Annotated in this window: 14 protein-coding genes; all 14 read right to left on the minus strand. The window is 46.6% G+C overall.

Translation table 11 applies throughout. The annotated features are described in order from the left end of the window. Nucleotides 1-3,985, minus strand: a 3,985-nt coding sequence (locus P5683_RS08180; RefSeq protein ID WP_315669435.1) for a DUF4347 domain-containing protein, incomplete at its 3' end; no start/stop codon positions are given. 496 nt (nt 3,986-4,481) lie between these two features. After that, complete coding sequence (locus P5683_RS08185; protein WP_046319695.1) at nt 4,482-5,207, minus strand: Bax inhibitor-1 family protein; 726 nt, start codon at nt 5,205-5,207, stop codon at nt 4,482-4,484. 181 nt (nt 5,208-5,388) lie between these two features. Then, complete coding sequence (locus P5683_RS08190; RefSeq protein ID WP_006625638.1) at nt 5,389-5,988, minus strand: GerMN domain-containing protein; 600 nt, start codon at nt 5,986-5,988, stop codon at nt 5,389-5,391. A gap of 284 nt (nt 5,989-6,272) precedes the next feature. Continuing rightward, complete coding sequence (locus P5683_RS08195) at nt 6,273-6,524, minus strand: hypothetical protein (protein WP_231296385.1); 252 nt, start codon at nt 6,522-6,524, stop codon at nt 6,273-6,275. A 589-nt stretch (nt 6,525-7,113) separates the two neighbouring features. Next, nucleotides 7,114-10,242: a type I restriction endonuclease subunit R gene (locus tag P5683_RS08200; protein WP_315639644.1), complete on the minus strand. Its 3,129-nt coding sequence runs from the start codon at nt 10,240-10,242 to the stop codon at nt 7,114-7,116. 254 nt (nt 10,243-10,496) lie between these two features. Beyond that, nucleotides 10,497-10,706 (minus strand): DUF4926 domain-containing protein, encoded by a 210-nt coding sequence (locus tag P5683_RS08205; RefSeq protein WP_006625643.1) that lies wholly within the window; start codon nt 10,704-10,706, stop codon nt 10,497-10,499. An 18-nt stretch (nt 10,707-10,724) separates the two neighbouring features. After that, nucleotides 10,725-11,057, minus strand: a complete 333-nt coding sequence (locus P5683_RS08210; protein ID WP_315639645.1) for a DUF6883 domain-containing protein — start codon at nt 11,055-11,057, stop codon at nt 10,725-10,727. Continuing rightward, nucleotides 11,054-12,307: a restriction endonuclease subunit S gene (locus P5683_RS08215; protein WP_315639646.1), complete on the minus strand. Its 1,254-nt coding sequence runs from the start codon at nt 12,305-12,307 to the stop codon at nt 11,054-11,056. The genes P5683_RS08210 and P5683_RS08215 overlap by 4 nt, the downstream gene beginning before the upstream one ends. Nucleotides 12,308-12,402: 95 nt before the next feature. Beyond that, nucleotides 12,403-12,615 (minus strand): PIN domain-containing protein, encoded by a 213-nt coding sequence (locus P5683_RS08220; RefSeq protein WP_315639648.1) that lies wholly within the window; start codon nt 12,613-12,615, stop codon nt 12,403-12,405. Then, a complete protein-coding gene (locus P5683_RS08225; protein WP_315639649.1) occupies nt 12,602-12,853 on the minus strand; it encodes a hypothetical protein in 252 nt (83 codons plus the stop codon). Before P5683_RS08225 ends, P5683_RS08220 begins: the two co-directional genes overlap by 14 nt. A 99-nt stretch (nt 12,854-12,952) precedes the next feature. Next, entirely contained in the window at nt 12,953-13,306 is a 354-nt protein-coding gene (locus tag P5683_RS08230) for a DUF5615 family PIN-like protein (RefSeq protein WP_315639651.1), read from the minus strand. Then, nucleotides 13,303-13,539 (minus strand): DUF433 domain-containing protein, encoded by a 237-nt coding sequence (locus P5683_RS08235; protein WP_006625650.1) that lies wholly within the window; start codon nt 13,537-13,539, stop codon nt 13,303-13,305. The genes P5683_RS08230 and P5683_RS08235 overlap by 4 nt, the downstream gene beginning before the upstream one ends. A gap of 171 nt (nt 13,540-13,710) precedes the next feature. Further along, entirely contained in the window at nt 13,711-13,842 is a 132-nt protein-coding gene (locus P5683_RS08240; RefSeq protein WP_006670405.1) for a hypothetical protein, read from the minus strand. Between the two features lie 7 nt (nt 13,843-13,849). Then, the gene (locus tag P5683_RS08245) at nt 13,850-14,008 is read right to left on the minus strand and encodes a PIN domain-containing protein (protein ID WP_006625651.1); all 159 of its coding nucleotides are present in this window, start codon (nt 14,006-14,008) and stop codon (nt 13,850-13,852) included. Nucleotides 14,009-14,053: the final 45 nt, after the last annotated feature.

Here is a 14,053-nt window from a genome sequence, read left to right on the forward strand (position 1 = left end):
GAGTCGGTTCAATTTCCGGTTCGACTTCCGGTTCCGGTTCAATTTCCGGTTCAGGAGTCGGTTCCGGTTCAGGAGTCGGTTCAACTTCCGGTTCGGGTTCCACCTCTGGTTCAGGAGTCGGTTCCGGTTCAGGAGTCGGTTCCGGTTCAGGAGTCGGTTCCGGTTCAGGAGTCGGTTCAACTTCCGGTTCAGGTTCCGGTTCAGGTTCGGGTTCCACTTCCGGTTCAGGAGTCGGTTCAACTTCCGGTTCGGGAGTCGGTTCCGGTTCAGGAGTCGGTTCAACTTCCGGTTCAGGTTCCGGTTCAGGTTCCGGTTCAGTTATGGTTGAAAATTCATAAGCGCCAATATCAAATTCAAGAGTTCCATTTCCATCACCATCAATGGGACGAGGTTCGCCGCGTTGGTCGGTGGATATTCCCACATTGACACCACCATCGATCGCCGGACTTCCTTCTAATAACGGATAGAAATAGGTTTCGTTTTGATGTTGCAGGGGACCCAATAGAGGATCGGCGATCGCGATCGTAGCAGTCGCGTTATAATCATTAGCAAGGTTCGTGAGTTTTTCCAGCCATTGAATGTTACCGCCGCCATCAACTAATTCGCGGTTCGTGTGTTGTTGAATCCCCCAATTATTCGTACCGTTATCAGCAGTATTTTTGTAGAAAATCGTATTTCGGACCGTAACCGTTTGGTCAGCAGAGGCGACGATACCGCCACCCACCCATCCGGCGTAGTTTTCCGCAATGGTAGTGTTGATGATATCAGCAGGACCATATAAAGCCATCGCACCACCATTTCCCGAAGTCGTCAAAGATTCGGCGCGGTTTCCCGAAAAGGTCGTATTAGTGATGACAGTCGGCGCATTCATCATCCAAATTCCACCCCCCTGATTGGCGGCGGTGTTGTTAACAAATGCTGTATTTATGACTTCAAATCCTTGATTTAAGCCGTTGTTCATCTGAACGATCGCACCACCATTTCCGCCATTTCCACCGGGAAGCGGGAGAATTTCATTATCCTTAAAAACGCTGGATTCAACGATGACGTTATCTTGGGTTCCCGTGTATAGGTAAGCCGCACCACCTTCGCCGCGTCCGCTATTTCCTTCAAATAAACTGTTCCTAATGGTAATCGTTCCCGATGTATCATTACTGGATGTACTGGCGCGATCGGTGTAAATTGCGCCACCATATCCCCTTAAAGAAGGGTTATCATTTCCGGTATCGTAAAACGCGGCAGTAGTGCTATTATTAATAAACCGGGAATTTTCCACAGTTAACCGACCATTTAGGCTATTAATCGCCGCGCCATTAATGCCTTCATTTCCGATAAAGTCGCTATCGGTGACGATAATTTCATTGGGTCCCCGAAAGGCGATCGCACCTGCACCTCTTTCGTCATTCCCGGCGATCGCTTTATTCCGATTGAAATCACTTTCATTAACCGTCAATCTTCCCTCAAAGGCGCTAAAAATTGCCCCGCCACCCTGGTCAGCAACATTGTCGTTAAAGGTGACATTTTCGACTGTTAAAATCCCTTGGTGTGTGGTCGCAATACCCCCACCTCTTTCGGGAGTATATCCGTTGGCGATCGTCAGATTTTGAATGGTTAAACTCGTGGGATTCGCTGAGGTTGAATTTAGATAAAATACTCGAGAAATGTTATTCCCACTGATAGTTAAATTGGCATTATTACCCCCGTCAATAATCAGGTTTTTACCCACCGGAATTTCTAGCTGTCCTCCCGTCAGGGTGATAGTATTTCCCCCCGTGAGTTCCGCTGCAAATGTAATGGTATCTCCCGATGCTGCATTGGCGATCGCTTCCCTTAATGAACCTTCCCCCGCATCATTATTATTAGTAACAATTAAACTGGGTTCATCGATGGTAGGAATCATCTCATAAGCGCCAACATCAAACTCCGCTGTCCCGCTATTATCTCCATCCACCGGACGAGTTGCTCCCCGCTGGTCTGTCGTAATTGTATTAACAGTAATTCCGCCATCAATCGCTGGACTTCCAGGTAAAAGGGGATGAATTAATACCCCATTAATTTCCTGTAAATCTCCCAGGAGTGGATCGGCTAATGTAACGTTACTGGTAATTAAGGTATCGTTAGGGTTCAATTCATTCGATTGAATATTACCACCGCCATCATTATATGTAGTTCCTGTGTGATGGTTTATATTCCAATCATTGCCGCGATTATTCGCCACATTATAGGCGGAAATTGTGTTAGTTAAAGTCACATTATCCCCACCACCCCAAAAACCACCGCCTTGACCACCAGCGTAATTATTAGCAATGGTAGTATTGGTAATATTGGTGGGATTAGTACCATTGGCGAAGGTAATTCCACCCCCCAACCCAGAGCCATCCGCTGATTCCGCGCGATTTCCAGAAATAGTAGTATTGGTAATTGTCACTGGAGATGTTTCTCCAATCCACAACCCACCACCTTGATTTTCGGAACGATTATTAGCAAAGGTTGTATTGTTAATAGTTAACTCTGCATTACCATGTCGCAGTCCGCCGCCTAGAGCCTGTCCGCGACTACTTTCGACCACCTCATTATTAATAATTTGGCTATTTTCGATGATTACACGGTCAGGAGGATAAGCATATAAGAACAGTCCGCCACCCTGTCCAGCACCTTTATTATCCTCAATTAAACTATTGCTAATCCGAATTTCTCCCCCCACAGGTCCGGGTCCAAAATTCTCTCCTGACGCATTCGCACCATCAGTAAAAATTGCACCACCATAACCCGATGGATCACCCCCTAAATCTCCAGGGGTCGAGTCATTATTCCGAAAAGTTGAACCCTCAACAGTTAAGTCTCCTAACAGGTGATTAATTGCGCCGCCATTAATACCTTTATTGTTGGTAAATGTGCTGTCAATTACTGTCAGAGTTCCGGCGCTTTTCGTGGCGATCGCACCCCCTCCCCGTTCGCTTCCTCCAGCGGTTCCATCATTGCCGTCAAATTGGCTATTAATGATGGTTGTATTACTTCTAAATCCCGTTAAAATACCCCCCGCAAACTCAGCGCGATTATTGTTGACTTGGCTATTTTCTAAGGTTAAAGATGTTCGACTCGCCATGCGGATACCTCCACCCGCGCCATCTTCTCCTTCTCCTGTGGCTAGACCGTCCGCAATAATTAGATTTTGTAAGGTGACTGATGGAGGGATAAAATCAGGACTTATTTGGATGTCAATAACCCTAGTATTTCCGCCACCGCTTAGGGTTAATCCTGACGCAGACTCTCCGTCAACGGTGATGCTTTTGTTAATGACTAATTCTTGACTAAGATTAATGGTTTGACTTGACAAACTGCTATCGAATGTGATAGTATAACCGTCACTGGCATTAGCGATCGCCTCCCGTAAAGAACCAGGTCCAGAATCGTTGTTATTGGTGACGGTAATAGTGCCGAAAGTTCCCCGATAAGAAGCGATCGCTTTTTCCGTCAACGGTAAACTTAACTCGACCGTCGCGGTAGAATATTCCAAATGCCAATAGCCAGCACCGACAATTTCCCGAGAGGCGGCGACTGTTGCTCCGGTAATTTCTGCTAACTGATTGATAAAATTGGTTCCGGTTTCGGCGGCGACCCGACAACCATAAAGGAATAAGGTAGTCGTTTCTGATAAAGCCTTTCGCCAACCGTGAAGGCGATCGCTTTTCAGGGTATCGCTGTTAACCACCCCACTCCCCAAATATAAACAGCCTGGACCGCCATGGGACAAAATATGAACCTGGGCAATTTTTGCACCCAGGCTGCTATAATGAGATAGCATAGCCCCAATCTGTGCTATCCCATCTTGATGGCGATCGAGAATGATCGCTTCTAAGCCATTTCTCACCCCATCAGCCAAAATTTCGGGATGTTCTAGGTCTGCGTCAATAAAAACTAACCTTTTCGCCGTCTGTAAAGCACCAGTTGCAGATAAGGCTACATTTCGAGACATTGCCATCATAATTCATAATCCATAAAGGTGTAATGGTAGATTCAACCCTGGATTAATGAATTCAGGTTTAATTTGCCAATTCCATTAGTAAAAGAATTGGCACTTCCTTTCAGCCACCAGGAGGAAGCACCAACCCCGTTGACTCACCGCCCAACCTAAAAGAGCGTTAATTGGAATCCTTAATTGAGTTTTAAGGTGTTTCCTGTTGAGTCCTATTCTATAAATAACAGATTTTGATTTAAATCGCCTCAGTATTTTTACTGAACTTTTGAGCGCAATTTGGAGGCTGAGTCCGAGTCAAATCTGGTAATTTACGGTTGTATCAACTTAACAAAAGCCATAGTATATCTGTCAAATAATACCAGGATTATGGGCGATTTTTGCGCCCAGAAAAAGTCACAACAAAACCGTAGCACGGTTATTATAGCTACGGTTTGGAGAAGTTGGAGAAGTAGTTATACCAGGTTAAAGTCGGTGAGATTAACCGTGGCTATCAACTGGGTACTTAGTTGCGATTAAGAACATTCATTAAGCGCAAAATAAAGATAAACAGGTTGATGTAGGTGAGGTACATGGACAAAGCGGCGGGAATAGGCTGGTCATCACGATAAGTGCGGGGGAGAATATAAAAATCTACCACCGCAGCCCCAGCGAATAGGAAGACACCGAGTCCAGAAATACCAATTTCTAGCCAAGTGGGGGTAAAAACGCCGAAAAACGACAAAATCAACTGGCCAAAAACAGCGACCAGTAGGGCAATAATACCAATTCTGATGGTTTGAGTAAGGGCGATACCATCAGAGTCGGACAGGTTAGACCCAATTTGACGGGCGGCGATAAAAGTGACACCGCAACCGAGAGCAGCAAAACCAATACCAGTAATGCCAACACCTTGAGTTCTCAAGGTGACAAATAACAAGCCACTGAGGGTATATCCGGTGATGAGGCTATAGGTTGCTAACAGGGGGAGGGCCACCTGGTTATTATCGTTAGCGAGAACGCTACTAGCGATAAAAAATAGGGCTAACTGAGCAATCAAAGCCACCCAGAAGGTGGTCATGAAGATGCCCGGGTTGGTGCTGATGATATTCAGACCGGCGAAGGAACCAACAGCAGTGAGAAGCAAACCACCTCCCACAAAGGGGAGGGCATTGGCAATGACGTTAGGGCCTACAAGTTTTTTGCCTTGGGCTTCAGCTATTGCTTGCCGAAAATTACTGGTATTTGCCATAGCAACTCCTAAAAGTTTTGCATTTATCTAGTTTTAGCAAGAAGACCCGCATCATCAGGCAATTGACGACGGGGTGAATGGGGACCCAACACTAAGAATATTGTAATATAAACTACCAGAAAACCAAGTGCCACATAAGATTAGACAAGGGTTGGGAAGCACAGCTTATGCCTGATGAAACCTACCTAAAATCCTGTTCAAACTGTTGTCGGGTAATGGGTTGAGGGATTTCTAAGCCTTCTCCGCCGAGGACTTCTAAGGGTAAGCCATTGACGGAAATCCGTACTGGTGCGAGGGGGTCGAGACTGGTGGCGGTGTAAACTACTTGCCCTAAACGGCCAATCATGGAGGCACTACCGCCGCCTGTGGTGAATTCGGTCGATAGGTCGATCGCGATCGCCCCAGCTTCGGTGGCGGTCACATTTAGTAGTTGAGTACCTGGGGGAATTTCGCTATATTGGTTGGCTTCCTGGGGGCCTGAGAGTAGGCGATCGAAGGCGGCAGCTAGGACGGTATCGGGTTGGGAAGCACTGACGGTGAGGGTGACGGGGTTGGGAACCCAGACAAGTTGGTTATCAGCTTCATCGACCCAGTAAATATTCACGGTTTTTTCGATCGCATCGGTTGTTTCTGGGGGTTCAGGAGATATGATCTGTGGGGGTTGGTCAGTGTCAAAACTCACTCGCCACCAAGTCACGCCAGCGGCGATCGCGGCAAGGAATAGCGCTACCCCAGCAATCATAGCAATATTTTGATGGCGATCGGGTTGTGGCTCTTTCATGACTTCTATCGACAACTGTATTTTTGAGTTTAACTGGCGATCGGGGGTTCTGGCAAATTAATTTGATCGTCGTGGGGATTGAGGCTCTCAAGCCCACCCCACACCCACGGTTACCAGCGATCGATTTCACCAGCTACCAGTGATGAACCGGGGGGCGATCGCTGCCCATTTTTTAATCTTGATCTAAAGTCGGGGTTAGATTTGCTAGAAATTCAAACAATGGGAAACTGAAGCCAAGCGACTGGTTGAAGGCATCGAAGAAACCGAAGCCGAGGAGGATATTATTACCGGGGAATGATATATTCGGCATTTTCCAGGGTGGGAATTTCTCTAGTGATGCCGGAGGGTTGTGGCAGTCGATTAATGGCGATGAGTAGTAATGTGAAAACGGCTACAGTTAAGAAAAAAATATCATTCCATTTTTCGGTATGATGAAAACGACGGCCACAGGCGGAACAAAACTGCTGCTGGGGGTGGTCTGGATGGGCGGTAATCTGGCATTTAGGTCGGCCGTAGTGATCCATTGGGCAGGTCATAATCTTCTCCTGACAAAACGATTATAATTGACATTCGGGGAATGTCTCAAGACCAGCAATTCCCCCTAATGCGATCGAGAGTTAAGCCGGATTAACCAGAGCGCAACATTATCAATTGTTGAGATCACAAAGAGTGGTGAAGTTTCCGTATCGACGATCTGGTAGGGGACGTAAATCAAGTTCAGCGTGGACAGAGATAGGAATAAAACTGCTGTGATTGTCAAATTCATGTTACAGAACCTCCCGAAGGTTGCAAGTGCTTTTAAAGTAGTTATCTTTGACACACCCGACTTTTATGCAGATCGGAAGGAAAAACTTAGGTAGAGTCTCTTCCTGTGGTTGTTGTCGCTTCCCACTTTCCCTACCAAATTCCTCACTCCCTGCATAAAAACTGAAAGTCCTGACCACCACATTGATAGGACCTAAAAAAATGAATAACAGCGATTCTGTACATTTTTCCTATTGGTTTAGTTCATATCATTTAAAGGCGGTAAATTTTCCACAATTTTTACCGTCTCTAAACTCACCCGGACTACCCGTTTCACTAGATACAAGTTTATGAAATCAAGGGTTGGATATGAGAGTCCATTCAAGCCGCCCAATCTCGGCAAAGGGTTTGAGCTTGAGTGATGACGGTTTCAATCGCTTTAGGTTGTTTGTCGGGCGGGTAGCCGTGCTTTCGCAACAATCGTTTGACAGTAGCTCGCATTTTGGCACGCACGGTTTCCCTTTCCGTCCAGTCAATCGTCACACTTTGGCGAATTGCGGTTACGAGTTCGCGAGCAATTTTCTTGAGGGTAGCATCGCCGAGTAGTTTTACCGCACTATCATTGACCTCCAAAGCGTCATAAAAAGCCAGTTCGTCTTCAGTCAAACCCAGTTGTTCTCCCCGTTGGTGAGCCTCACGGATTTGCTGACCTAGGGCAATCAGTTCCTGGAGAACTTGAGTCGATTCAATCGAACGGTTTTGGTAGCGCTTGATGGTGTTCTCGAGCATTTCCGAGAACTGCCGAGACTGCACCACATTCCGGCGCGATCGCGACCGAATCTCATCATTGAGCAGCTTCCTCAAAATCTCTAGGGCCAAGTTCTTCTGAGGGAGTCCGCGTACTTCTTCTAAAAACTGGTCCGAGAGGATGGAAATTTCGGGTTTGTCGAGTCCACCCGTGGCAAAAATATCGATAACCTGGTCAGAGGCGATCGCCCGGGTGACAATTTGCCGCACTGCCGCATCAAGTTCGGCTTTGGTCTTGCTCCCTTCGACCGTATGTTTAGCGAGGGTGGCTTTAATCGCTTGGAAAAAGCCCAAGTCTTCTCGCAGAGCGATCGCCTCATCCTCAGAAGAACATAACGCGAAGGCTTTGGACAGTTCGGTAACCGCTTGAATGTAGCGCTGGATGCCGTTCTCTCCGGCAAACTCGGGACGTAAAATCCAGTCGGTGGCGTTATTCAAAAGGGTCAGCCGTTGCGGTGGGGTGCCGGTCTGAAAACTAGAATAATCGAAGCCGTGGAACATCGCCCCCACAATTTCGTATTTTTCCAGCATGACGGCAACCGCTTGCTCAATGGGGATGCCAGTTTCTGTCCGATCGCCTTCGGTGTAATCTTTGAGCGCATTTTTGAGGTCTTCGGCAATTCCTAGATAGTCCACCACCAGTCCCCCAGGCTTAGAACCAAATACCCGATTCACCCGAGCGATCGCCTGCATCAGATTGTGGCCGCGCATCGGTTTATCGATATACATGGTATGCAGGCAAGGCGCATCAAAGCCCGTCAGCCACATATCCCTGACAATAACGAGTTTGAGGGGGTCCTTGGGGTTGCGTAACCGTTTGGCGATCGCATCTCGGGCTTTCTTAGAGCGAATGTGAGGCTGGAAACTCGCCGGGTCCGCAGCGCTGCCGGTCATAATCACCTTAATTGCACCCTTGTTATCGTCCTCATCATGCCAGTCAGGACGCAGTGCAACGAGGTGGCTGTAGAGTTCCACACAGATGCGGCGACTCATGCAGACAATCAACCCTTTGCCCTCCATTGCAGCCAGACGGTTCTCGAAGTGCTGGATAATATCCCCGGCAACTTGGGCGAGTCGTTTTTCTGCACCAACCATCGCTTCTAACTGCGCCCATTTCCGCTTGAGTTGCTGTTTGGTGGATTGCTCCTCGCTTTCGGTGAGTTCTTCAAAGTCAGAGTCAATCCTTGGTTTTTCGCTCTCATCCAGGTTGATTTTGGCGAGTCGGGCTTCATAGTAAAGTTTGACCGTGGCCTGGTCTTCAACGGCGCGGTGAATGTCGTAGATGTCGATATAGTCGCCGAAAATCTGCTTGGTGTTTTTGTCGGTGGCTTCGATGGGAGTGCCCGTAAACCCGATGAATGAAGCGTTAGGCAAGGCATCTCGCAGGTATTTCGCGAAACCGTAGGCGGTATAGGCTCCTTGTTCGCCGGTTTCTTTGTCGGTGGTTTTGACAACTCGGGCGCTCAGGCCATACTGGGAGCGGTGGGCTTCGTCGGCAATGAAGATGATATTCTGCCGATCGCTGAGTTGTTCGTACTCTCCCCCTGGGGTGTCTGGGGTGAATTTCTGGATGGTAGTGAAGATGACCCCGCCAGCAGCAACCTGGAGTTTAGTTTTAAGGTCTTGGCGATTATCCGCTTGGATGGGGGTTTGCCGGAGTAGTTTCTCGCATTTGGAGAAAGTGCCGAACAGTTGGTCGTCTAGGTCGTTGCGATCGGTCAGGACAACCAGGGTCGGGTTTGCCATTGCCGGATGCTGGATGACTTTTCCGGCATAGAACGCCATTGACAGGCTTTTCCCGGAGCCTTGGGTGTGCCAGACAACCCCAACTTTGCGATCGCCTTCGGGAGAGGTAGCCTGGACGGTTTCGGCGACGGCTTTATTGACGGCATGATATTGGTGGTACGCTGCCATCTTTTTGATGAGGGTTTCGCCGTCTGTCTCGAAGACGATAAAGTAATGGATTAAATCCAGAAAGCGGGATTTCTCAAATACCCCTCGGATAGTGACTTCCAGTTCGGGGATGCCTTTGGGTGCGAGGTCTTCTCCATCAATGGTCCGCCAAGGCATGAAGCGATCGCGGTCCGCTGTCAAAGACCCAATCCGGGCGGTTGTGCCATCGGAAATGACTAGGGCTTCGTTATAGGTGAAGAGGCTGGGGATATCTTTTTTGTAAGTCTGAAGCTGGTTAAAGGCTTTTTCAATGTCAGCGTTTTCGTCTGCGGCATTTTTGAGTTCGATGACGGCGAGGGGTAGTCCGTTGATGAACACGACCACATCCGGGCGGCGGTTTTGCCGTTCGCTGACGGTAAATTGATTGACGGCTAACCAGTCGTTATTTTCGAGATTGTTCCAGTCAATTAACCGGGCTTGGTCATCTACTGTGCGATCGGCTCGTTGGTAGGCGACGGGGACTCCTTCGATGATGAACTCATGAAAGCGCCGGTTGTTTTCGATGAGGTTTTGGGTGTCTGCGCGCAACACTTGCCGGATTACTTCATCTACTGCGTCATCGGGTAGCTGAGGGTTGATTTGGGCGATCGCACGACGGAGGCGACAGGTCAGGATGACTTCGCCAACGGTTTCTCGTTCGGCGTTGGGTTCCCCTGGGGCGATTTCCGGGCCATTTAGGATAGTGTAACCGAGTTCTTCAAAGTAGCAGAGGGCTGCTTCTTCAACTTCTGATTCGGTAAAATTGCTCATTTAATATCTCCGGTTTGCAACTTCTGTTTGTAATTGAGGTTTTTAACCTGCTGCTTTTAAATGGCTAGAAATTTTAAAGTTATTTCCCTTAGTTACAACCTCCTAAACTTGGATATTTTCGGAAAAGCTCTCACTCATTTTGCCCGGGAATCGCTGATTTTTTGACCCAAAATAGTCCTCTAGGTTGACCTGAGAAACTTTCTCTAACAAATTGATAGAGGGCTGCCCATTCAATCAGCAGCCTTTTTGATGCTTCAAGCCGTTTGAGGAAGTGGTTGATAGTGAAGTTGCATCAGTTGATTGACGCTTAAAGTCTCTAAAGCGTAGGTTTTCCCCTGAAGGTCTACAAATTCGACCTCAAATACATCGGGTTCGTAAACCTCAATAATTGTCCCGACTTGACCTTTGTAAAGGTTAAAGTCAGGTAAATTTTCCGTAAGGGCAACGACATCTAAAAGTTTCATCGGGTGTTCTCCTGGGGACTAGGGAATGTAACAGGTGATGAGCCGTGGGAAATCTTCATTTTGCCTAACCATCCAGATACTTCTAATGATGGCACTTTTACTTTCCCGCGTCATTTCAAAGTCAATCTGGTATTTCTGCCCGTAACTATTGCGGTTAGTTGGGATAGCGTCTTCTGTTTTGAGAGCTTGGCGCAGAGCGACCCGTAGTTCGTCCGCTTCTTCTAACCCAATGCCTAGGGCAGATTGAAATACAATGGCTTTGTGCCGACCTTCCGAGTGATTTGGATTGAGTGAATAGCCCTCCAATTTTTCAAACGGAATCAGTGCTTGCTCAGGATTGGGCAGTTTCACATCACCTCCTCCAGGACTTTTTCGGCATCTTTGACGCAGATTTCGCCGGATAGGAGTTTGGGGAGGAGGGTGTCACGAATTGACGCTGAGATACTTGATTCGCAACTATTGCCATCGCATCTCTGATAAAAACTAGCTGTGATTTGATGGAAAATTTTGAGTATTTTTTCATCAGAAACCGCAAGGTTCTGCTTTTTAAGATCGCCTTGAGTAACAAGAGGCTGTGTAGAGCCTCGATTCAAAGAGTCAAACCTAATTTCCTTTAAGTGGAAATTGAGAAACTCGTAGGTAAAAAAATCCTTTGGAATAATCACTAGGGTATTATCGGATGCCCAGCAGGGATAGGAAACTCGATAGACTATCCCTAATGTTCCGACTCTTCCAGTGATTAGTATAGGTTTTTGATAAAGAGGTTCTTTGACATAGCCCATCACACCTCCACCACCAAAAAGAGGAGTTTTCATATACTGTGTTAACTCTGATGAACGCTCAGATGGACGTTTCCCACTTTCAATGTTTGCCAATTCAGATAAAGTCTTAACTTCCCACCCCTTCGGAATTTGACCCAGGGCCGAATCTTCAAACTCATCTGGAAACAGAGCCGCCGTTTCTGCATCCATGCCTGCGGGTTGTCGTCCGTCCATCTTGGCGCGAACGGGGTCGAAGTCGATAAACCAGGATTTGAAGATGGCACGGGCGATCGCCTCCAGCGTCCGGTTCATCTGCTGGTTCAGTTCGATTTTGTCGTCGAGGGTGCCGAGAATGTGGGCGATCGCTTTTTGCTCGTCTAGTGGGGGAAGGGGGACTTTAACTTGTTTAAGTTCTTTAAGATTAATTACATTTTGAACAGAGCCACGGATTTGGCTTTGTAGAGAATTTTGTCCTTCAGGAGACAGTAAAAAATATCTGACGAATCTTGTATCAATTCCAGGTTTTAACCGAACCAGAGCTATTTGACGATAAATATTTGCGCCTTTAAGAGAATTTGGCACTATTGCTATTTGACCAATTGTTCCAACCAAAGAAATCAAAATCTCTCCCCCCTGTAAAATTGTTCGCTTATATTGTTGTGAAACAATAGGAGAAATTTTCCTCAACTTTTCAACTTGAATAGAATGTCCTGTAATGTCGCCGCCTCGGATAAATGAGACACCACTTGGATCATCCATTCCAGGCTTGACCACTCCATATGTAATGGTACTCTCCGTTAAATCTTGGAGATTAGAGTATGTCCAAGACGAATTATTCATATCTAAGTTTCCTTAAATTAACTTTTATTAATTGTTCTAATCGCCCCCACTCCTTAAAATCGTCGTCTAACTTCTTCGTCAACCACTGCATTTACTCACGCCTCCAACTCACTGACTAACAACATCTTTAACTCAGCTATGCGCTTTAGTTGAGCATCATTCGTCAAAAATGCCTGACAACCAGCATCTAATGCCGTCGCAATCAGAAAAGCACCTGGTAATTGCAGACGATACCTTGCCCGAATATCAGCAGCAATTCTAGCAATCTCTGACGTGATAACGCTTAAACAATCTTCATGGCCCCTCAAAAAGTCGTTTCTCCCGTTCATCCCACTCCCTCCGTAACTGATTGACCCACACCTGAGCATCCTGCCCATTTAACAAATTGGGAGCAATGCCACGCAGTTCTTGCCAGCTTCGTTTAGGGTTGTGTTGGGTTAACGTCCGCCGCTTCACTTGTTCTGTGGCGTGGCTAATCACCTCCAACTGTTCTTCGATTGTAAGCTGCTCAATTTCCTGCAACACCTGCTCTAGCAACGGACTCATAACCCTAACCTCCTCAAAATTTCCCGAATCACTGCTTCTAGTTTCCTACTTTCCTCAAACGGTGCATCCAACTGCTTTATCAATTCTTTCCTTTTTTTATCATTGATGAATAATGAGAGTATTTCGGCTAATTTCAATATAACTGTGCCGTTCCCAAAGCTCTATAATTTGGCCTACATTTTGTTGAAATAAATTTTCTAGGTCATCATTTTTAATATTCCCCGTAGAAACCAGCAAAAGTTTATAAGGCTCAGTTTTGAGCAAAAAAGATTCTACAAAATCAGCATATTTCGTAATCAAAACCCTCTTTTCTTGCCTTGACACAGCATTCAGAGCAGAGTCAGGGGTAGCATTCTCATCGGGTAAATCTCTCGGGTGAATGGCATCATAACCGGCATTTTGAAGGAACCGAGCCAGCCGCAGGGGAAGTTGGGCATCGACTAGAAATTTCATAAGACCAGGGTATAAACCCGCTTAACTTGACTTAACCGGGCTGCAAATAGCAGCACCGATAAAATATCAGCTTCTTCCAAATCTTCATAATCGGCCAAAATCTCCCCATGAGTCATACCGGAACTCAGCAGTTCTAGCAAAAATTCCACTGGATAGCGCAACCCTCGGATACAGGGTTTGCCATGACAGATTTCTGGATTAATCGTGATTCGTTCTAACAAAGAATTATCCATAATAAATCGTTCCTCTACTGTTTTCTAGTGTATCAACACCGCTACATCCCGTCAATCAATTTTACACGCTCCGAAGCAGCCAACATTTCCACTTCTACCGTGCGGTGATAATCCTGCACACTGAGCGAGGTTCAGCGGCGATCGTCATAGCCCCTACCTCCAAAGATTTACTTAAACATTCAGCCGGAGCTTTTGGGGTTGAATCTCGGTGATGTTATTAAATCCCCCTTCATATTCCGCCACGACAGCTTGCGTTTCTCTATCAAACTGCAATAAAATATTAATTAAATGCCTAACATTCATTGGCTAATTAAACCTCTAATTGACTAATAACAATAATCTTTAATTCTGTTATCCGCCTTAGTTGCAGGTCGTTAGTCAAAAATGCCTCACAGCCAGCATCTAATGCCGTGGCAATTTGCAGCGAATCTGGTAATTGAAGATTGTATCTTGCCCGTAACTGATACATTTACGCGACATTTATCCGGCTATTGCCTGACAATGCGACGATAGA

Origin of the sequence: Limnospira sp. PMC 1279.21 (genome assembly GCF_032349615.1) — a bacterium.
GTDB classification, from domain to species: Bacteria; Cyanobacteriota; Cyanobacteriia; order Cyanobacteriales; family Microcoleaceae; genus Limnospira; species Limnospira fusiformis.